Raw genomic sequence first — 20,048 nt, forward strand, 5'->3', positions numbered from 1 at the left:
CGCGCGTCCGGGCGGCTTTGCTCTACCGAGCTACACCACCACCGGGGACACGACCTGATAGCGCGAGCGAACTGCGCCGGACAGCCTGCCTCTGACGAAGAGTTTGGGCCATTGCTTGGTCATACCAGGGCAACGACGACAGGCAAGTACGGCATCCCTTTCACGAGACACTGCTGCGCTCCGTTAGAATACGAGATGATGTCAACTAGCGCAGCTATTTCGTAATCAGCGCCACGACCGGGCGCCATGTCGGGTCGCTACCGGCCTGTCGGAGGGCACAGCAACGCTCCCGGATGATGCTGGCCGGTCGATCGCCGGGGCGCGCGTCCAGAACAGCATCGAAATCGGCGATAGCGCCTTCGAAATCCCGCGCGCGATACTTTGCGAGGCCGCGCCCGTAGTCTGCGATCCAGCCTGCGGCCCCCTGCGCTAAATCCACCTGGTCCGCCCGCCCTACCAATTCGTGGACGGCGACGCCTTCCTCGCGGCCGTAAACCGCAATGCTGTCGATCTCCCTCGTGACGATGGCGCCGCGCGCAAGGCGCTCGGTCGCCTCACCGATCAGAATTTGTGTGCCGTAGCTCTTGTTTGCGCCCTCCAAGCGGCTCGCCACGTTCACAGCGTCGCCAATCACGGTGTAGTTGAGGCGGAGCTCGGAGCCGATATTGCCCACCAGCATATGACCGGAATTGACTCCGATGCGAATTCGCAGCGGCTGGCCGAGATCGTCGACAAGACCTGACTGATCGATGGCGCGCTGGATAGCGAGGGCGGCACGGCAGCAGCGTTCGGCATGATCGGTTTGCGGCTGCGGGGCTCCCCAGAAGGCCATCACGGCGTCGCCGATGAACTTGTCGATCGTGCCGCCGTTGGCAACGACAACCTCCGAGACAAGGTCGAGATAGCGCGAGAGCAGCGGCACGAGCCGGTCGCCCATGCGCTCGGACAGGCCGGTGAAACCTGCGATGTCGACAAACATCACGCTCAACTCCTGGATCGCGCCGCCCGGCTTCGCTTCGACGCCCTGGCGCAGCAGGGCGCGGACGAGGTCTGCGGGGATGAACTTGCGGAAGGCCGAGAGGCCGGCGGCCATCTCGGCAATCGCGCCCGACAGGCTCGCAATCTCCTTCACTCTGGAGGGATGACGGCGCACCTGCTCCAGCGCAAAGGTCTCGACGTGGCGGATCTCACCCACGACGCGGGAGAGCGGCGCCGCGATTACCTTGCGTGCCAGCAGCGCGGAAGCCAGCGCCGCGAGCAGCGAACCGACTGCTAATCCCACAATCAGGCGCCGCAGCGTGGTCTCGACCGGGCCAAGAAACTCGGCCTCCGGGATAATTGTCGCAAGCCGCCAGCCCGGAAACGGCAACGGCGTGAGGGCGACTTCATAAGCCGCACCGCCAGAGCTCAGTCTGCCGCGCCAGGCATCTTGACCGGCGCTCGCTTTGGCCAGCGCCATCTGTGCAAGAGGCAGCAACTTCCGGTCGCCCTGTGCGGGATGGAGCTCGTCTGCCTCCTTGTCGGGTGCGGCCACGAGATCGCCGTTGCCGTCAAAAATGTAGGCTGTTCCGGTGCGCCCGACTTCGAGCTGGGCGAGAAACCGCGAAAGGCGGGCATATTCGATGATGATGGCAAGCACACCCTGCCGCTCCTGATAGACGTCGATCGGGCCGGCAAAAGCGATTGACGGGCGCTGGCCGATCGGATGGTCCGTGACCTTGAACCATTCGGGATCGTCTGCCTTGATACCGGTCTTGAACCAATTGCGGTCGGCGACGCGGAAATCAGTCGGCTCGAAGCGGCGGCTGGCGAATTCGATGTCGCCGGGCACCACGTCATATTCGTCGACCCGGCGTTCTCCGACGTGATCGGTCAGCGAGATCTCCATCATCTCCAGGCGACGGTCGCCGAGCTTGTGGGCGGCGAAGAACGCGCCGTCAGGCCAGCCGAATGCGACCCAGGAAATCGTCGCCTGCGATTGCAATTGCGAGAGGAATACGAACTCCCGCTTGTCGGCCTCGCGGGTGTCGAGCACGTTCTGCAGGAACAGCGTGCGGATCGCTGTGTGGGCCGCACGTGCCTCGTCGACAATCGCGGCAACTTCCTTGCGGACGGCCGCCACGATCTGCTCGTTGATGGTCGAGGCCAGCTTCCGGCTGGTCGCCTCGGCGGTGCGCCACCACAACAGGCTGGATAGCGCTGCGGTCAGCAGAATGGCGGTCAGGACCAGCGCGGAAACTGCGAGGCGAATACTGACCGTCAGTCCTTGCAGGTCCGGGCGTGACGCGTTTGCTCTGAGTTTGGCGATCATGACTTGGTCCGCCTGGGCCATGGGAGATGCCGACTGGTACCTCGTTACGCAGGCGCGCAGTCGTTTGTTACGTCTCGCAGGTGCGCGAGGGCTCCGCCAATGCCCTGCGGCTAAGGTGTCCATAGGGACAAGGCATTGGCGCCGCCGCCTGAACTCCCCGCTAATCCGCCCCCAAGCGCACCGCGTCGTGCGCGTCACCCAACGCTCTCACCAACTCGTGAGCAGTTGACCCGGTAACGGCGACTGCGACGGGGACGAACGAGACGGTGGGCCCATCGCCTAACCCCAGAGGAGAAATTGCATGTCTGCCAAAAACACCATCAGCTCGCTCGTCCTTGCCGGTGCCGTCTCGACCGCGCTCACCACTCTGGCCATCGCCGGCCCCCTGACCAAGGCCGAAGCGGACGCCGCCATCGCGGCCAAGAAAGAGAAGTGCTTTGGCGTCGCGCTGAAGGGCCAGAACGACTGCGCCGCCGGACCGGGAACGACCTGCCAGGGCACCTCAACCGCGGACTTCCAAGGCAACGCGTGGAAGTTCGTTCAGGGCGGTACCTGCGCCAACATCGAGCTGCCGGGCGGCAAGCACGGCTCCCTCAAGCCGGTCTGAGACGCAACCGCATCGCAACAACACACAGGCGGAGGAGCGACATGAACGCAGCGATCACCCCCCAGACGTCTGCCGCCATTCCCCTCCGCTATTCGCTTCCCATCGCCGGCGTTGCCGGCACCAGCTTCAAGCATGAGCACCTCGCTGCGATCCTCGACGACGGCCCGCAACGTGGCTTCTTCGAGGTTCATGCCGAAAACTACATGGGCGCAGGTGGACCGCCGCACCGCATGCTGGAAAGGTTGCGAAGGGATCATCCGCTGTCGCTGCACGGCGTCTGCATGTCGATCGGCGGCCCTGCCCCCCTCGACCGCGCGCATCTGGCGCGCTTCCGGAGCCTCATCGCGCGCTACCAGCCGGCGCTGATTTCCGAGCATCTGGCCTGGTCAACGCACGAGACGAGCTTCTTCAACGATCTTTTGCCGCTACCTTACAACAAGGCGACGCTCGCGCGCGTCTGCGACCACATCGACGAGGTGCAGGAAGCGATCAGGCGACCGATCCTGCTGGAAAATCCCTCGACCTATGTCGCATTTCGCAGCTCCAGAATGTGCGAAACCGATTTCATCCGCACTGTTGCGGAACGCACCGGCTGCGGCCTGTTGCTCGACATCAACAACGTGTTTGTCTCCGCGGCAAATCACGGCTTCTCGGCGCTGCAATATCTCGCCGACTTTCCGCTGTCGCGCGTCGGCGAGATTCATCTCGCCGGTCACACTGAGCAGAACGACGCCGAAGGCGGGTTGCTCATCGACAGCCATGACGGACCGGTCGCGGACGCCGTGTGGAAGCTGTTCGAGATCGTCATCGCGCGCTGCGGCCCCATTCCGACGCTGATCGAATGGGACAGCAACATCCCTGATTGGCCGGTGCTGAAGGAGGAAGCTGCGGCCGCGCAGGCCATTCTCGATCGTCACGTCCGGAGGACGCGTCATGCAGCCTGAACCGCTCTTGTCCTACGCAGCAGCGTTCGCATCGGCTTTGCTCGATCCTGGCCGCGAGGCGCCCCGCATGGTGACCGGGCCGCGCGGCCAGTCGACCCTCAAGTGCTACAACGTTTATCGCAACAATGTCACGGTCAGCCTGATCGACGCGCTTGCGGCGATCTATCCGGCCGTGCAGCGCCTCACCGGGCCAGACTTCTTCCGCGCCATGGCGCGATTTCATATCCGGGAAACACCACCGACATCACCGCTGCTGTTCGAGTATGGCCGCGATTTTCCCGATTTCATCGCGCGCTACGAGCATGCACGATCGCTGCTTTGGCTCGCCGACATAGCGCGGATCGAGCGGGCGTGGCTCGATTCCTATCATGCAGCCGACGCGCCACCGCTCTCACCATCCGCACTGGCAGCGGTCGCGCCTGAGCAGCTCTCCAGTCTCATGTTTACCGTACATCCGGCAACGCGCCTGGTACGTTCGCCATTCGCGGCGGTCACGATCTTCGCGGCCAATCGCGAACGCGTATCCACCGATCGCATCGACGCATCGACGGCGGAGGACGCGCTGGTGACGCGGCCGGAATTCGACGTCCTCGTGCAGAAGCTGCCGCCGGGCGGCGCGGTGTTTCTCGACAGCCTGATGTCCGGGTGCATGCTTGCCGAGGCCGCCGCAGCCGCGCTCGAGGAGTCGCCCGCCTTCGACCTCGCCACCAACATCGCCAGCCTGCTCGAGGCTGGCATATTCACCTCGCTGACGTCTGGAGGCGCACGATGATCTCGGAACAACGCATCATGCCGGCTGAGAATGAGTTTTCAGTTGCCGCTCTCTCCGACAAGGCCAATCATCTGATCCAGACGCTCGCTACACCATCGATGGTGCAGCTGGTGCTCCGGCTGGCGCTTGCCGTGCCGTTCTGGCGCTCCGGCATCCTCAAATGGGGCGGATTTCTCAAGCTGAAGGACACTGCCGTGACCTTGTTCAGCGACGAATTCATGCTGCACTTGCCGGGTGGTCCCTATCACTTCCCGGCGCCGGCGGTGATGGCCTTTCTGTCCGGATGCGGCGAAATCCTGTTTCCGGTCCTCCTGGTCCTCGGCCTCGGCACGCGCTTCGCCGCGCTCGGCCTCCTGTTCATGACTTTGATCGTCGAGCTCACCGTGCCAGACGGCTGGCCGGTCCATATCACCTGGGCCGCAATGGCGCTCGCCATCATGGCCTACGGTCCCGGGCGGATCTCCGCCGACCATTTGCTCTGCAAACTCGTCCTGCACCCGGAGAAATAAGCGCATTAAGGAGCAGAGCCGTCCGTGTGCGAAATCCAGAAGTTCAACCCAAACGCAATGGAGGTACGTCATGGAAGTCAACGAAGACCGTCTCAACTCCTTCATGGGCAAGATGATCGGCGATGTCGGCGCAGCCATGAGTGCATCGCTCATGCTGCTTGGTGACAAGCTCGGCCTGTACAAGGCGCTTGCGAAGGGCGGGCCAATGGATCCGGCTACCCTCGCGCAAACAACCGGCACGAGCGAGCGTTACATCAGGGAATGGCTGTCGGCACAGGCCGCATCCGGATATGTCGAATACGACAGCGCAACGGGCAAGTTCTCGATGCTGCCCGAACAGATCATGGCGCTCGCGGACGAAGATAGCCCGGTGTTCCTTGGCGCAGTCGGCAGCCTCGTCTCGGCAACGTTCCTGGACGAACCCAAGATCTCCGAAGCCTTCAAGACAGGCAAGGGTGTCGGCTGGAACAAGCGCAGCGAATGCCTGTTCTGCGGAACGGCGCGTTTCTTCCGCACCAGCTACAAGCACTATTTGGTGCAGGAGTGGTTGCCGGCGCTCGAGGGCGTGGTCGCCAAACTCGAGCGTGGCGCAAAAGTCGCCGACGTCGGCTGCGGTCACGGCGTCTCGACCAGGCTGATGGCCGAGGCGTTCCCCAATTCGACCTTCTACGGATTCGATTATCACGAGGGCTCGATCGAGGCTGCCCGCAAGGCTTCAAGCGAGGCCGGGCTGTCAGGACGGGTGCATTTCGATGTCCAATCCGCCAAGACTTTTCCGGCGCATGGATTTGACCTCGTGTGTTTCTTCGATTGTCTGCATGACATGGGTGATCCCGTCGGCGCACTGCGTCACACCCGCTCCGCGCTGGCCGACGACGGCACCTGCCTCCTAATCGAACCGTTCGCGAAAGATCGTCTCGAGGACAATTTGAATCCGGTGGGACGGGTCTATTACGCCGCCTCGACGATGGTCTGCACGCCGGCCTCGCTGGACCAGGAAGTCGGATTGGCGCTCGGCGCCCAGGCCGGCGAAGCACGGCTGCGCGAGGTGGCCCGCCAAGGCGGCTTCACCCGCTTCCGCCGCGCTGCGGAGACACCGTTCAACCTCATCCTTGAAGCGCGTCCGTGAGCGAGGCTGGACGTCCGCGGCAATCGTTGTCGCGGACGTCCATTGTCGGTCCAGGCGAAGCTCATCGTCGGATCACTCTGCCGCCATCTGCATCATCTCCTGGTCCTCGTGCAAGACGACGCCGGCGAGCGGATCGAATTCGCCTTCCCAGGGCCTGCGTGCCAGCATGGATCGTGTGTGCGCGTAGCCTGCCTCCCAGCGCCGCATGATGCCGGACGGGCTGAAGTCGATGTCCTTGGTATGGGTCTCGTGCTCGAGCTGCGGCGCGAGCAACCGCACCACATGCATCCGGGTCGGGCAGCCATAGCTCATGAGCTCGCGCACCGCCGGATTGGTCCGCTCACTCTCGGGAATGCGCGCAGCCAGTTGGTTGATGACGTGACGAAGCCGATGCGCCTGCTGCTGGCGCACGATCTGGCTGGCGATGCGGCTGGAGTACTGGACGTCCTTGTGCCGGTTCATCACCTCCGCCATCGTGGTCGGCTCGCTGCCATGCGGATTCCACAAATGCACGGCGAAGATCAGCGAGTTCTTGCGCGGATTATCGTCGAAGACGGCCTCGGTCGGCGTGTTGGAAAGAATGCCACCGTCCCAATAGAGCTCATCATCAATCCGCACAGCCGGAAAGGCAGGCGGCAATGCGCCTGACGCCATCACATGCTTGACGGTCAGTTCGCCCTCCCGGCTGTCGAAATAGCGCATCCGGCTGGTGCGCACATGCGCCGCGCCAACGGTGAGCCGCGGCATGCAGCGATTGACCAGGGCGAAGTCGACGAGTTCGTTCAGCGTCCTCTCCAGCGGCTCGGTGGAATAGAATCCCGCGCGGTCGGCACCGAGCGGATAGGAGTCGCCGAAATGTGCCAGCGCATTGGGCCGGAAGAAGCCCGGGACGCCATGCGTGACGGTTGACCAGTAGCTGAGCTTCTCGTTGAATCCAGGGAATGCGGTGCGAAAGTTCCAGACAGGATTCTGCTCCATCCGCTTCCAGAACTCTTTCAGGCGCACGAGCCGGTCTTGCGGCTCGTTGCCCGCGATCAGGCTTGCATTGATGGCGCCGATTGACGTGCCGATGATCCAGTCCGGCTCGATGCCGGCCTCATGCAGCGCCTGATAGACGCCGGCCTGGTAGGAGCCGAGCGCTCCGCCACCCTGCAGCACCAGCACGACCTGACCGGGCAGCCCCTTCGAGCCGCCGCGTTCCGGATTACCCTTCTCATGCTTCATATTCTGCTCCCGTTCAGCCTGTCTGCCACCGATGTTCGCAAGCCGCCGCGTCTTGTTACGCCGGCCCATGTCAATGTGCCGTCCAGCCTCCGTCGACGGGCAGCGCAGCGCCCGTGATCGACGCGCCCGCTTCCGTCGACAGGAACACGGTCAGCGCGCCCAGTTCCTCAACCGTCGCAAACCGCTTATTGGGTTGCTGGCCGAGCAGCACGTCGCGGATGACCTGGTCGCGGGAAATGCCGTGTGCTTTGGCCTGGCCGTCGATCTGCGCCTCCACCAGTGGCGTGTAAACGTAGCCGGGGCAGATGGCGTTGCAGGTGATGCCATCTTCCGCCGTCTCCAGCGCGGTCACCTTGGTGAGGCCCACAATCCCATGCTTTGCAGCCACGTAGGCGGCCTTGAAGGGGGATGCGACCAGGCCATGGGCAGAGGCGATATTGATGATCCGCCCGAACCCGTTTTGGCGCATGGCGGGCAGCGCAAGGCGCGTGGTGTGAAACGCCGACGACAGATTGATCGCGAGGATCTGGTCCCACTTTTCCGTCGGGAATTGCTCCAGCGGCGCGACATGCTGGATGCCGGCGTTATTGACCAGAATATCGAGCCTTCCGGACTGCGCGACGGTCGCGGCAATCATCTCGGCGATGGAGTTTGGCCTCGTCATATCGGCCGGCGAGAAGCGTGCCTTGACGCCAAACTCGGCCGCGATCTCTTCCCGTGCCCTCTCGATTTCAAGAGCGGCGCCGAGGCCATTCAGGACCACATCGGCGCCAGCGCGAGCCAGTGCCTGGGCGATGCCGAGCCCTATGCCGCTCGTCGAGCCCGTGACCAGCGCGACCTTACCGGCAAGGACCCGTCCAGCGGGCGTTGTTTCGAGCTTGATAGGAATGTTCATGGCGAGTGCTCCTGATAGGACCCTCCTGGCGGACGAGCGCCAAGGCACCAGCACTGTGGGCGAAGGCTCTTCGGAGCGGAAATGCCGACTGACTTTCGATACGATACGCGCGCGCTATTGCGGGCAGGATGTCATTTCGTGACCTGATAGGTTAGATTTCGGACCGATCCAGCTGGGAGCCGATCCATGGAAATGCACCAGGTCCGCTACTTCCTCGCGGTGGCGCAACTCCTCAACTTCACCCGCGCCGCCGAGGAGTGCAACGTGACGCAACCCTCGCTGACGCGGGCGATCAAGCAGCTCGAGGCCGAACTCGGCGGCGATCTGTTTCGCCGCGAGCGGCCGGCCGCGCAGCTGACCGAGCTCGGCCAGCGCATGCATCCCCTCCTGAAACAATGCTATGAGGCGGCGGCCGGTGCGCGCTCGCTCGCGTCCTCTTTCAAGAGTGGCGAAATCGGCGCGCTGCGCATTGCCTTGACGCATTCGGTCGATCTTTCGGTGCTGATTCCGCACCTCAATCAAATCCGTCGGCAATTCAACCGGCTCGAATTCCGTTTCCAGCGCGGCAACAGCCGGGAAGTCGCGGACTATCTGAAGAAAGGCGAGGTTGAGCTCGGCATCGCGGCCGAGATCGAGGAGGCCTGGGATCGGCTCGACGTCTGGCCCCTGTTCACCGAAAATTTCGAACTTGTGGTCGGCAAGGATCATCGCCTCGCCGGCAGCAGGACAATCGAGCTCGACGACCTCCGGCCGGAGCAGTTGCTAAGCCGCGGCTATTGCGAGCATTCCAAGCGCATCTCGACCAATTTGCGCGAGCACGGCATCGATGTCGATCACAGCCACGAGATCTCGTCGGAGCGAGACCTCATCGAGCTGGTGGAGGCCGACATCGGGGTCGCGATGGTGCCCCGCAGTTCGCCGGTGCCTCAAGATCTCAAACGCGCCCATGTCGCTGGGCTCAACGCCCGCCGCACGGTCTGCCTTTACGGCGTCGCCGGCCGCCAGCGCACCGCTGTCGCCAATGCCGTGATGCGCATGCTGCGCGGCGCGGACTGGCGGGAGATCACAGGGTAGCCATTTTCAAGCTGGTGCCGATCAGGTCCCGCCCCTCGCACGCTCCAACGCGTCGAGGAGATCGTCGATCTCCATGCGCTTGCGGAAATCGGGATCGACGAACCGTGCCACGACAATTCCGTCCCGGCCAACGACGAACACGGCCGGAATAGGCAGCATCCAGCCGTCATTGCCGTGAAACCTGGCCATATCCTGGTAAGATAGCAGCCCCTGAATCTCCGTACCGAGCCAGATTGCCAGATTGAGGGACAGCGCATAGCCGTTGTCGAGATCGGTGAGCACGGGAAACGGCGCCGCTGCCTCGATCTTGAATTTCCCGGTGAATTCCTGCGTCTCCGGCATGATGGCGACGATCCGCGCGCCCATCGCCTTAATGCGATCCTCCGCCTGGATCACCGCGCGGATATTCAATCGGCAGTACGGACACCAGTGCCCGCGAAAGAACATCACCGCGACCGGGCCGTGCGCGAGCAGCGATGACAACGTCGCCAGCTGTCCGTTCTCGTCCGGCAGCATGAAGGGCGGCATGACCTCGCCAGGACGTGGCGCGTTCTCGCCGCCGCCGTTCCGGCTCAGGCGCTCCACCAGGCGGTCGACCGCGTCGCCATAAGCGGGGAATATCTCTCGGCCGGCATGCGCATAGGCGCGAAGCTGCTCGTTCAACGTGCCTTCCATGTCGCGGCAGCGCTGGAAGGCAAGCTTGAGCCGTTCGGCATCGGCTGGTGATAAGGACGTCATCTTCCCGCTCCGCCAACAAGAGTTCGCATTGTCTTGACGTTCAGGCCGCCCCGCAAGGGGGCACGGTGCCTATCCGATGTCAGATCCATCTCGAACGGAAATGCTGATCCCCAATCAGTTCGATAGCCGGGGTCTATCGGGGCGCGATAGCGCGGAGCTATCGCGTCGAGAGCGAGACGGCATTTCATCTCACAGACGACTTCGGCGAGCCTGATGCCATAGCCGAACCGTTGCGGTTGCGGCCAACCCGGAGACGAACATGCTCAGCCTTTCGCGCCTACCGCACACGATCTTGCCCGGCCTTGCCATCGCCGGCGCTCTGCTCGTCACGGCACAATCGGCCTCCGCCGGCGAATGCCCCGCCGACAAGATCAAGCCGAACGCGCAGAAGATGGTCGACTACAAGCCGGTGGGCGTCACCGACGTCACGCTGGGCTCGATCAACCTCGAGAAGCAGCCGGCAAATATCAAGGATCGGGAGCTGCGCTTCCGGAAGCTGACGATCGAGCCCGGCGGCATCGTACCCTGGCACAGTCACGACGACCGGCCGGCGCTGATCTTCGTGCAACAGGGCGAGATCGTCGAATACGCCTCCAACTGTATCGATCCGATCGTGCACAAGGCCGGCGACCTGCGTGCCGAAGTCTTCGGCACGTCGCACTGGTGGAAAAATCTCGGCAAGGAGACCGTCATTCTCTACGTCGGCGATGTTCGCAGGGATCCGCAAGACCACAACATGTGACGAGCGCAGCAAGCCCCCAGCGCTCGTTGCCCGATGTGGCGCCCGGCAGCCCCAAACCGGGCGCCACATCCCTCTTCTCAGGAGACGTCGTGACATGACCGATATGCCTGCACTCATGGAGCCACCGGACACGATGATGGATGCGCGCTCCCCCGGCGTCATCCGCCGCTCGCTCGTCATTGGACTGATCGCATTCCTGACCGTTGTCGACTTGTTTGCGACGCAGGCGATCCTGCCATCCCTGACCCGCCATTATGGGGTGACGCCCGCCGCGATGGGCTTTGCCGTCAACGCGAGCACCTTTGGTATGGCGTTTGCCGGCCTCGTCGTCGGCCTTTTCAGCCCGCATATCGATCGGCGTCTTGGCATCCTGCTCAGCCTGATGCTGTTGGCAATCCCCACCAGCCTGCTCGCAGTGGCCCCTAATCTCACGGCCTTCACGAGCCTTCGGATCGCACAAGGCTTGTGCATGGCATCAGCCTTTACACTGACCCTCGCCTATCTCGGGGAGCATTGCAGCGCGATGGACGCTGGCGGCGCCTTTGCCGCCTACATCACCGGCAATGTTGCCAGCAATCTCATCGGGCGGTTGATTTCTGCCTCAGTCGCCGACAGCTTTGGACTATCCTGGAATTTCTACTTCTTTGCCGCGCTCAACCTTGCCGGTGCCGCGCTGGTCTATTTCACGATCCATCGCGTCCAGCCAATGCATGCAATGACACTTATCGGCTCTCCGCTCGCCGCCATGACAGCGCATTGGCGCAATCGTCGTCTGCGCTCTGCCTTCGGGATCGGGTTCTGCATCCTGTTCGCTTTCATCGGCACCTTCACCTTCGTGAACTTCGTGCTGGTTCGGCCGCCATTATCATTGAGCATGATGAACCTCGGCCTCGTCTATTTCGTGTTCCTGCCGTCGGTCATGACCACGCTGTTTGCTGGAAGGGTCGCCTCGCTCATCGGTACCCGCCCCACGATTTGGGGCGCCCTCGCGATCGCGGGGTTGGGGTTGCCGTTGATGCTCAGTCGACATCTGGTTGACGTGCTGGCCGGCATGGTCCTGATGGGCGTCGGCACCTTCTTCGCGCAGGCCGCAGCCACCGGTTTCGTTGGGCAAGCCGCTGCCGAGAACCGTGGTGTTGCGAGCGGCATCTACCTCGCCTGCTATTTCCTCGGCGGCTTGGCAGGAACGATCGTGCTGGGTCTCTTTTTCGTCCATTTCGGCTGGACCGGCTGCGTGATCGGTGTGGCACTCTCACTCTCCGGTGCCGGTCTTATGACATCTGCTCTGAAGAGCGATTTGACGTGACCGGTTCGAGACTGCATAGGCCGCGCGGTCAGCGAGCCTCTTGGCTCCCGCACTTCTCGAGGCCACCGTGATGTCCGCTTTGATGGATCGGGTCCAGCCTAACCGGGGCCGTCGAGCGTGTGCGCTCGACGTATGGCCGCTATCCCCGTTGAGCTCATCCGCTTATGATCGGCCACATGGACATAGCTGGCTTCGACCTCAACTTGATGAAGGCCTTTGATGCGCTGTACGCGGAGCGTCACGTGACGCGCGCCGGATCGCGGATCGGCCTCAGCCAGTCGGCGATGAGCGGAGCACTCACGCGATTGCGAGAGCTTCTTGGGGACGAGCTCTTCGTACGAACGCCTTCAGGCATGCAGCCGACGCCCCGCGCACATGACCTTGCTGGACCCGTCTCTGATGCGCTGCGGCTTCTCCGGAGCGCGCTACAGGCCGATAGCTTCGACCCCGCGACGGCCGACAATACCGTCACGCTCGCGATGACCGACTATGCGGCGTTCGTCTTGTTGCCCCCGCTCATGGCCCGCATCAGCGTCGATGCCCCGCACATCAATGTGCGCGTCTGCGGGATATTCGGACGAGACGAAGCTATTACGCTGCTCGACAGCGGCGAGGCGAATCTCGCAATCGGTTTCCCCACCGAGACGTCGGCGCGCATTATCAGCAGCCCGCTGTTTTTTGAGAGTTTCGCCTGCGTCGCGCGGGCGGGACACCCGGCGTTCGCAGGTGGTCCAAGCCTCAAGGCTTTCGCAGCGGCGCCGCATCTTCTGGTATCCCCGGAAGGCGACCGTTCCGGGATCGTCGATCTAAGGCTTGCCGATCTCGGCCTGGAACGGCGCGTCGTGCTGAGCCTGCCGCAATTTCTGGCCGCACCCTTCGTGATCGCTGGAACCGACCTCGTCGCGACGCTGGCCTCCCGGGTCGCACGAAGGTTCGCTGATACTGGAGTTGGCATAGCGATCTATGATCCGCCGCTCGAACTGCCCACTTGGCCAGTCCACTTGATGTGGCACCGGCGGGCGGATACGCATGGGGCTATCGCCTGGCTGCGCGGCATCATCACCAAAATAGCCGCCTCGGCGTGACGCCATTGGCGCGATCGATATCGCCACATCAGGACTCGCGATTTCCATCTGCATTGCCGTTCCGCTTTGTTGGATTCACCGAAATTGAAGAGGTGATCGACATGCGAGTTTTGGTAACAGGCGCGACTGGCTTGATCGGCGGCGCGGTAGCGCAGCGATTGAAGGAGGGAGGTCATGAAGTCGTGGGGCTCGCCCGGTCGGAAGCGAGCGCGGCCAAGCTGCTCGACCGAGGCTTCGTGGCGGAGCCAGGTGAGCTTGCCGACCCGGTGAGTTTGGCCTCGGCGGTGCAGGGCGTGGACGCCGTCGTCCATGCCGCTTCGCCGAACGACCAGAACGCTGCGTCTCTCGATGAGATTGCGACGCGTGCAATCCTTGAAGCCCAGCGTGGAACGGGTAAGCGCCTCATCTATACCAGTGGCAGCTTGGTCTACGGCTCCACGGGCGACACGTCAGCGACCGAGGATACTCCATTGAACCCGGTCGAGATGGTCCGCTGGCGCCAGGCTCTGGAACGCGAGATCCTCGCAGCCGGAGCCGTGGGCGTCCATACGGTCGTTATTCGGCCTGCCTGGGTATATGGCAACTGGGGCGGCGCCGCGATGATGATGGTCGCAGCGGCCAAGGAACATGGCGCGGCGCTTCATGTCGGGGACGGTCAAAATCGCTGGTCGACCGTGCATGCCGACGACCTGGCCGATCTCTATGCGCTCGCGCTCGAGCTGGCACCGGCGGGATCCATCTTCAATGGCGCGCACGGTTCGGCGCTGCGGCTCGTCGAGATCGCACGCGCGGCGAGCGAGTTGGGGGGTGCCGGGGGCCGCGTAGCGGCGTGGCCGCTCGACGAGGCGCGCAAGGTCCTCTGGGGCTTCGCGGATGCGATCGCCTCCGATCAGATCATCTCGGGCGAGAAGGCGAAGCGCGAACTCGGCTGGAATCCCTCGCGGGCATCGATCATCGACGAGTTGCACGCTTATGCGTTGGCGGTCGCTTAAGCCATGCACATGATATTCATTAGGCTGCTTGCCGCTGCCTTCGCCGGTGCAGGTCTGTTCAATGCGATCGCGACGTCGACCACGCGGAGCAACTTTGTTCGATGGGGGTATCCTGCGTGGTGGTGCCGAGTCACCGGCGGACTGGAAATGTCGGCCGCAATCCTGGTCGCTATACCGGCAACCCGTGCAGCAGGTTTGATCCTCTGCGCCGTCATTCTTGCGGCGGCAGCTTTGACCATCCTGCGACATCGGGAATTTTCCCATCTCGCACCGATCGGTTGCTTTGCTGCCTTGCTTCTGATGGCGAGTCGGTTTTCCTGAAAGATCGGTGGCTTCCGGGCACTTGAGGAAGCTGCCGGTCGGCTTGGAATGCCGAAGGAGAACGCGTCCCGTTGGGCGTCGAACCGTCAAGACCGGCCGTCTCGGCGGGACGCCGGTCCTGACATCGTGGCCCATGACCGGGATGTAAGTGGGGCGCGCCGCGAGGCGCCGCAGGATCTGTAAGCTATTGATCTACAAGCTTTTGAAGACTTTGGCTGGGGAACCTGGATTCGAACCAAGACAAACAGAGTCAGAGTCTGTTGTGCTACCGTTACACCATTCCCCAACGGAATAGCCGAACAAATTCAATCTCTTACTGATCTGTCCGACTGTGGCCGGCAGCGCGGTCTGCGCAAATCGCGGCTCAGGCGTGCAGCCTTCTACCCGCTCAGCCATAGGCTGGCAAGCGCGGCTGTGCACGGACGCGCGGGCCCAGCCACCTCTCCCGTCCGTCGCCAAAATATCTAAATGTCCAGCGTCGGCGGGTGGCGTGCCAGCGCCGACATGACTGCGAGACACATGCAGATTCCGAACGCTGGGAGATCCCGATGCAGCGAGGGTTACAAGCAGACACCCCCGACCTCGATTACGGCTCGATCGGCGCACTGCGAAGCGCCTTGCTCGCGCAAAAACTGTCGGCATCGGAGCTGCTCGCGCACACGATTGCGCGCATCGAGGCGCTGGATGGGGACATCAACGCTGTGGTCGTTCGCGACTTCGATCGCGCCAGAGAGGCAGCGCGCGCTGCCGATGCCGCGCTCGGCCGCGGAGAGCAACGCCCCCTCCTCGGAATCCCCGTGACCTTGAAGGAGCCGTTCAATGTCACGGGCCTGCCGACCACGTGGGGCTTTCCGCATTTGCGGGATTTCCAACCGGCGGAGGACGCGCTGCTGGTCTCCCGATTGAAGGCGGCGGGCGCGATCATCATCGGCAAAACCAATATCCCGATCGGGCTGCGGGATTTCCAGAGCTACAACGAGATCTATGGGACCACGAGGAATCCCTGGGACCTCGGCCGTTCGCCTGGCGGCTCCTCGGGCGGATGGGGCGCGGCGCTGGCGGCGGGATTCGGTCCGCTTTCGATTGGCTCCGACATCGGCGGCTCGATCCGCGTGCCCGCACATTTCTGCGGCGTGTTCGGACACAAGCCGAGCCTCGGCCTGGTGCCGCTGCGCGGCTACAGCCTTCCGCCGGCGCCACCCGTTCCGGGCCAAGGCGATCTTGCCGTCGTCGGACCGATGGCGCGCACGGCCTCCGACCTCGCGCTATCGCTCGACGTGATTGCCGGGCCCGACGAAGCCCGTGACGGCATCGGCTATCGCCTCGCGCTGCCCGCCGCCCGGCACGACAGCCTCAGGGATTTCAGGATCCTCATCATCGATACCCATCCGTTGATGCCGTCGGGCGAAGCCGTGCGTTCGGCAATCGTCCGATTGGCTGAGCGGCTCGACAAGGCAGGCGCAATGGTCGCGCGCTCGAGCGCGGCGCTGCCCGATCTCGCGAACTCGGCGCGGCTCTATATGAGGTTGTTGAACGCAGCACGTAGTCCGCGCCTGACACCGCAGGCCCTGACCGAAGCGCAGGTGGTGGCCGCTACGCTCGCGCCTGAAGATCGCAGCCTGCAAGCCGAGCGCGCCCGCGGCTGGGGGATGATCCATCGAGACTGGCTTGCAGCCGATGCGATGCGCCTGCGGCTACAGGCGCAGTGGCACGCGCTATTCCGCGACTTCGATGCGGTCATCTACCCGGCAGCGGCCGTGCCCGCCTTCCCGCATGATCATTCCGAGCCATTCGACTCGCGGCAACTCGACATCGACGGCAAGGCCCATCCTTACGCCGACGCCTGCTTCATCTGGGCCGATCCGGCATCGACCTGCGGACTGCCGGCAACGGCCGTTCCGATCGATCGGTCGCCGTCGGGCCTGCCGATCGGCGTGCAGATCATCGGACCGTATCTCGAGGACCGCACGACGATCGCACTTGCCGGATTGATCGAACGCGAGTTCGGCGGCTTCGTGCCGCCGCCATCGTTCATCAGACGATCTTGATATTCATGAGAACGCGACCTCGTACATCCCAAGGATCGCATCCCGGCCGAGATCGCGCGGGTTGTTGTCGAGTAGCCGCCGGATCGCGTGAGCCTCGTCGGCCATCACGCCAAGATCCTTCCTGGGCACGCCGAGTGCTGACAGCCGCATCTCGACGCCGAGATTCTTGCAGAATGCATAAGTTGCATCGAACGCGTGCTTAGGATCGCTCTGCTCGGGCAGACCCAGCGCTCCGAGCACCGCGACCGTCTTCTCTTCCACAGCCGGCATGTTGAACGCCAGCGTATGCGGAAAGATCATCGCACAGGCGAGACCGTGCGCGATGTGATGGCGCGTGCCGAGCGGATAAGCCACGGCGTGACCGGCGGTGGTGTTCACCGGCCCGAGGCAGTAGCCGCCATAGAGCGAGGCCAGTGACAAACCGGCGCGCGCCTCGCGATCGCTGCCATCGGCGACCGCACGCTCGAGATAGCGCCCGACCAGCCGAGCCCCTTCGAGCGCGTAGAGATCGATCGTCGGATGCGCCTTGCGGCTGGTATAGGCCTCGACGCAATGTGCCAGCGCGTCGACGCCGGTGGCCGCCGTGATCTCCTTCGGCACGGTCGTGGTCAGATCGGGGTCGACGATGGCGATATCGGCCAGCATGAAGCGGCTCTGCACCGCCTGCTTGTTCTGGCTGACGGGATCGGTGACGAGTGCGCGGGTGCCTGCTTCGCTGCCGGTGCCCGAGGTGGTCGGGACCTGCATCAGCGCGACGCTGCGGCCGGCCACCTTCTCCGGCCCGACGATGTCGGCAAAAGCGACATCGGTTGTACACATCACCGCGACCAGCTTTGCGAGATCCATGGCACTGCCGCCGCCGAAGCCGACGACGAGATCGGGGCTGATCCCTTTCGCCATTGCAACCGCCTTCTCGAGGTTGGGGAGATCCGGCTCGGGCTTGACCTCGCCGAACACCTTGACCGCGCCCGGCAGGGCCAATGTGTCGACGCGACGCGCATTGAAGGGATCGGAAACCACCAGCGACCGCTTCGCGCCGATCCGCTCGGCGAAGCGAGCGGCAGCCGTGATCGTGCCGTTGCCGAATTCGAGGATGGTCGGACGAAGGATTTCGATGGGCGTGAAGGCGTTGGTCATCTCGGGCTCGATCTCGTTACCTGGAAGCGCCGGCGGCCAGCCGCTCGGCATAGTCGATGGCCTCGATCAGGCTGTGCTCGTTAGCGATGCCCTTTCCGGCGATGTCGAAGGCGGTGCCGTGATCGACCGAGGTGCGGATGATCGGCAGGCCCAGCGTAATGTTGACGCCGGAGAGTTCCTGCCAGCGGCCGGTGGCGGGGTCGACCTGGAAGCCGAGCAGCTTTACGGGAATGTGCCCCTGGTCGTGATACATCGCGACCGCGGCGTCGAACTGGCCCGCTCGCAGCTTGACGAAGATGGTGTCGCCGGGCACGGGACCGACGACGTGGAGACCGTCAGCCACGGCCTTCGCAATCGTCGGCGCGGAGACGTCGATATCCTGCCGGCCGAACAGGCCGCCCTCGCCGGCATGCGGGTTCAGCGCCGCGACCGCGATCTTCGGTTTTGCAATGCCGAGCCGGCGTAGCGCGTCGTTGGTGAGATCGATCACCATGCGCAGCCGCTCCGGTGTCAGACGCTTCGGCACGTCCTCCAGCGCCACATGGGTCGAGACGTGGCTGACGCGCATGTTGCCATGGGCGAGCAGCATCACCGAGCCGCGCACGCCGGTGAGATGCGCCAGCATCTCGGTATGACCCGGGAAGTGATAGCCGGCCTTGTTGAGTGCTTCCTTGTTCAGCGGCGCGGTGACGATCGCCGCGGTGCGGCCCGATTGCGTCAGACGTACGCCCTGCTCGATCGCCTTGTAGGCAAAGCGGCCACCATCGGCGCTGAGCACGCCGGGCTTGATCGGGTCGCCCTCGGCGTCGGCTTGCAGGTAGCAGAGATTGGGCCAGTCGCGATCGTCGGCCGTGACTTGCGGGATTGCAACGTTGGCGCCAAGCGTGGCCTTCGCGGCCTCCAAGGCCGCGCCGCTGCCGATGATGAGCAGGCGCAAATCGCCGGCCGCGATCCGCTCCTTCAGTCCGACGCAGGCCTTGACGATGATCTCCGGCCCGATCCCGGCGGGATCGCCCATGGTGATGGCAAGGTGACGAGAGGTCATGTCGGACTCCCCAGAGTGAGCAGATGATTATTCCGGAGCAGATCACGCCACAGTTCGCGTGCGCCGAATGCCCCGGATTTCGAGATGACATCGACACCAGGCCAGCGGCCGCCTCGCAGCGTCGAGCGCGGCAAGCCCGGCACGATGCGCCCTGTCACCTCGAGCGCGTGAGCGCCGAGCGCGACGCATACAGCCTTCAACGTTTCGCCGCCCGCAACGATCAGGGTTCCCGGCGGATCGAGCGAGGCGATCAGCGCCGTCAATTCATGTGCGATCCGCCGCGCCGCCTCGGAACGCGCAAGGCCCTCGGGCAACGTGAATTTCACCAGGGCCACACTGTCATCCGCCAGCTTCCGCTGCACAACGGCGCCCCCCTCGCCTTCAGCCAACGCAAGGGTAGCCTCGCCACACGCGGCGAGCTGAGACTCGGTTGTCGTCTGATCGGACCCAAACAAGCCCAGCACCGGTCGCTTCAGGACCGACGGTGCGACAGAACCATGATTGCGCGCAAGCGCACGGGCCAAACCGCCACTGCCGCACCAGAGCACAGGCCCTGGCATGTGCCGTCCCATCTCGACGACGCGATCGAGATCGAGATCGCTCTCGGCATCAAACACCTGCACGCCGCCTTCGGACAGCGTGTCGGAGCTGCCTCGCCGTGCCTCGATGCCGTCATGTCTCAGTTGGTCCAGCAGATTGTCGCCGACCCGATGCCAATCTCCCTGCACAGTACGCGCATATTGCTGGCCGTCGACCGTGCGGCGTCCCTGATAATCGAAGGCAGGTGCGACGACGCAAGACGCCCAATGGCCGGTTTTCAGGCAAGCGCCGAGTTCGGCCGCCCAGGCACCGCGGAGCAGGCTATCGACTTTCTTGTAGGCGATCTCTCCGTCCTGAAGCCGCGACGCCAGCCGAGCGACGATCTCGACACTGTCGGCTTTCGGACGCTCGCGGGTGCTGCTATCGATCGCGAGGCTCAGGGTGCCCGACGCCGCAGGCGCATCTCCCCAGACGACGTCGAACGGTCCGCACAAGCCGACGAACTCCGCCGCGGTGTCGAGCGCGCCGGTGAGATCGTCGGCGATCATACGGACGCGCGTCATCGTCATGCTGCTCCCGTGCCAAAGATCTTGCCAGGGTGCGTCGGACCGTGCGGATCGCGACCGGCC

19 protein-coding genes and 1 tRNA gene are annotated in these 20,048 nt (G+C 63.8%); 12 read left to right on the top strand and 8 right to left on the bottom strand.

Going from position 1 to position 20,048, the window contains the following annotated elements:
• Positions 1 to 214 precede the first annotated feature (214 nt).
• Positions 215 to 2,311, bottom strand: coding sequence for an adenylate/guanylate cyclase domain-containing protein (locus tag Q0687_RS08585; RefSeq protein WP_298874530.1), 2,097 nt, complete (start codon positions 2,309 to 2,311; stop codon positions 215 to 217).
• A gap of 301 nt (positions 2,312 to 2,612) precedes the next feature.
• Between Q0687_RS08585 and Q0687_RS08590 the strand changes: the two genes are divergently transcribed.
• The 5 genes from Q0687_RS08590 (at position 2,613) to Q0687_RS08610 (ending at position 6,272) form a co-directional block, all read left to right on the top strand.
• The gene (locus Q0687_RS08590; protein ID WP_298874532.1) at positions 2,613 to 2,918 is read left to right on the top strand and encodes a DUF2282 domain-containing protein; all 306 of its coding nucleotides are present in this window, start codon (positions 2,613 to 2,615) and stop codon (positions 2,916 to 2,918) included.
• Positions 2,919 to 2,959: 41 nt separating this feature from the next.
• Positions 2,960 to 3,862 carry a DUF692 domain-containing protein gene (locus Q0687_RS08595; protein ID WP_298874533.1) on the top strand — a complete coding sequence of 301 codons (903 nt, stop codon included), beginning with the start codon at positions 2,960 to 2,962 and terminating at the stop codon, positions 3,860 to 3,862.
• Positions 3,852 to 4,634: a DNA-binding domain-containing protein gene (locus tag Q0687_RS08600; RefSeq protein WP_298874535.1), complete on the top strand. Its 783-nt coding sequence runs from the start codon at positions 3,852 to 3,854 to the stop codon at positions 4,632 to 4,634. The genes Q0687_RS08595 and Q0687_RS08600 overlap by 11 nt, the downstream gene beginning before the upstream one ends.
• A complete protein-coding gene (locus Q0687_RS08605) occupies positions 4,631 to 5,143 on the top strand; it encodes a DoxX family protein (RefSeq protein ID WP_298874536.1) in 513 nt (170 codons plus the stop codon). The genes Q0687_RS08600 and Q0687_RS08605 overlap by 4 nt, the downstream gene beginning before the upstream one ends.
• 70 nt (positions 5,144 to 5,213) lie before the next feature.
• Positions 5,214 to 6,272, top strand: a complete 1,059-nt coding sequence (locus Q0687_RS08610; protein WP_298874539.1) for a class I SAM-dependent methyltransferase — start codon at positions 5,214 to 5,216, stop codon at positions 6,270 to 6,272.
• A 72-nt stretch (positions 6,273 to 6,344) separates the two neighbouring features.
• Here the strand turns inward: Q0687_RS08610 and Q0687_RS08615 are convergent, their stop codons facing one another.
• A complete protein-coding gene (locus Q0687_RS08615; RefSeq protein ID WP_298874542.1) occupies positions 6,345 to 7,496 on the bottom strand; it encodes a patatin-like phospholipase family protein in 1,152 nt (383 codons plus the stop codon).
• Between the two features lie 70 nt (positions 7,497 to 7,566).
• Complete coding sequence (locus Q0687_RS08620; RefSeq protein WP_298874555.1) at positions 7,567 to 8,391, bottom strand: 3-hydroxybutyrate dehydrogenase; 825 nt, start codon at positions 8,389 to 8,391, stop codon at positions 7,567 to 7,569.
• 186 nt (positions 8,392 to 8,577) lie between these two features.
• Between Q0687_RS08620 and Q0687_RS08625 the strand changes: the two genes are divergently transcribed.
• Complete coding sequence (locus tag Q0687_RS08625) at positions 8,578 to 9,465, top strand: LysR family transcriptional regulator (protein WP_298874557.1); 888 nt, start codon at positions 8,578 to 8,580, stop codon at positions 9,463 to 9,465.
• Positions 9,466 to 9,486: 21 nt separating this feature from the next.
• Here the strand turns inward: Q0687_RS08625 and Q0687_RS08630 are convergent, their stop codons facing one another.
• Entirely contained in the window at positions 9,487 to 10,203 is a 717-nt protein-coding gene (locus Q0687_RS08630) for a peroxiredoxin-like family protein (RefSeq protein WP_298874559.1), read from the bottom strand.
• 259 nt (positions 10,204 to 10,462) lie between these two features.
• On the opposite strand from Q0687_RS08630, the gene Q0687_RS08635 reads away from it, so the two are divergent.
• The 5 genes from Q0687_RS08635 (at position 10,463) to Q0687_RS08655 (ending at position 14,649) form a co-directional block, all read left to right on the top strand.
• Positions 10,463 to 10,945, top strand: a complete 483-nt coding sequence (locus tag Q0687_RS08635; RefSeq protein WP_298874561.1) for a cupin domain-containing protein — start codon at positions 10,463 to 10,465, stop codon at positions 10,943 to 10,945.
• A gap of 94 nt (positions 10,946 to 11,039) precedes the next feature.
• Positions 11,040 to 12,251, top strand: a complete 1,212-nt coding sequence (locus Q0687_RS08640; RefSeq protein WP_298874741.1) for an MFS transporter — start codon at positions 11,040 to 11,042, stop codon at positions 12,249 to 12,251.
• 176 nt (positions 12,252 to 12,427) lie between these two features.
• Complete coding sequence (locus Q0687_RS08645; RefSeq protein WP_298874563.1) at positions 12,428 to 13,336, top strand: LysR family transcriptional regulator; 909 nt, start codon at positions 12,428 to 12,430, stop codon at positions 13,334 to 13,336.
• Positions 13,337 to 13,389: 53 nt separating this feature from the next.
• On the top strand, positions 13,390 to 14,328 hold the full coding sequence (locus tag Q0687_RS08650; protein WP_298874565.1) for an NAD-dependent epimerase/dehydratase family protein: 939 nt from the start codon (positions 13,390 to 13,392) through the stop codon (positions 14,326 to 14,328).
• A 3-nt stretch (positions 14,329 to 14,331) separates the two neighbouring features.
• Complete coding sequence (locus Q0687_RS08655; RefSeq protein WP_298874566.1) at positions 14,332 to 14,649, top strand: DoxX family protein; 318 nt, start codon at positions 14,332 to 14,334, stop codon at positions 14,647 to 14,649.
• 212 nt (positions 14,650 to 14,861) lie between these two features.
• Here Q0687_RS08655 and Q0687_RS08660 read toward each other — a convergent pair.
• A tRNA-Gln gene (locus Q0687_RS08660) sits at positions 14,862 to 14,935 on the bottom strand.
• A 262-nt stretch (positions 14,936 to 15,197) separates the two neighbouring features.
• Here Q0687_RS08660 and Q0687_RS08665 point away from each other — a divergent pair.
• Entirely contained in the window at positions 15,198 to 16,697 is a 1,500-nt protein-coding gene (locus Q0687_RS08665) for an amidase (protein WP_298874568.1), read from the top strand.
• A gap of 3 nt (positions 16,698 to 16,700) precedes the next feature.
• Here Q0687_RS08665 and Q0687_RS08670 read toward each other — a convergent pair whose 3' ends face one another.
• Genes Q0687_RS08670 through Q0687_RS08680 form a run of 3 tightly spaced genes read right to left on the bottom strand, consistent with a single transcriptional unit; the run spans position 16,701 to position 19,982 of the window.
• A complete protein-coding gene (locus Q0687_RS08670; RefSeq protein ID WP_298874570.1) occupies positions 16,701 to 17,834 on the bottom strand; it encodes an iron-containing alcohol dehydrogenase in 1,134 nt (377 codons plus the stop codon).
• 16 nt (positions 17,835 to 17,850) lie between these two features.
• Positions 17,851 to 18,879 (bottom strand): 4-hydroxythreonine-4-phosphate dehydrogenase PdxA, encoded by a 1,029-nt coding sequence (gene pdxA / locus Q0687_RS08675; RefSeq protein ID WP_298874572.1) that lies wholly within the window; start codon positions 18,877 to 18,879, stop codon positions 17,851 to 17,853.
• A complete protein-coding gene (locus Q0687_RS08680; RefSeq protein ID WP_298874574.1) occupies positions 18,876 to 19,982 on the bottom strand; it encodes a four-carbon acid sugar kinase family protein in 1,107 nt (368 codons plus the stop codon). Before Q0687_RS08680 ends, pdxA begins: the two co-directional genes overlap by 4 nt.
• Positions 19,983 to 20,048 lie beyond the last annotated feature (66 nt).

Origin of the sequence: uncultured Bradyrhizobium sp., assembly GCF_936928535.1 — a bacterium.
Classification (GTDB): Bacteria; Pseudomonadota; Alphaproteobacteria; order Rhizobiales; family Xanthobacteraceae; genus Bradyrhizobium.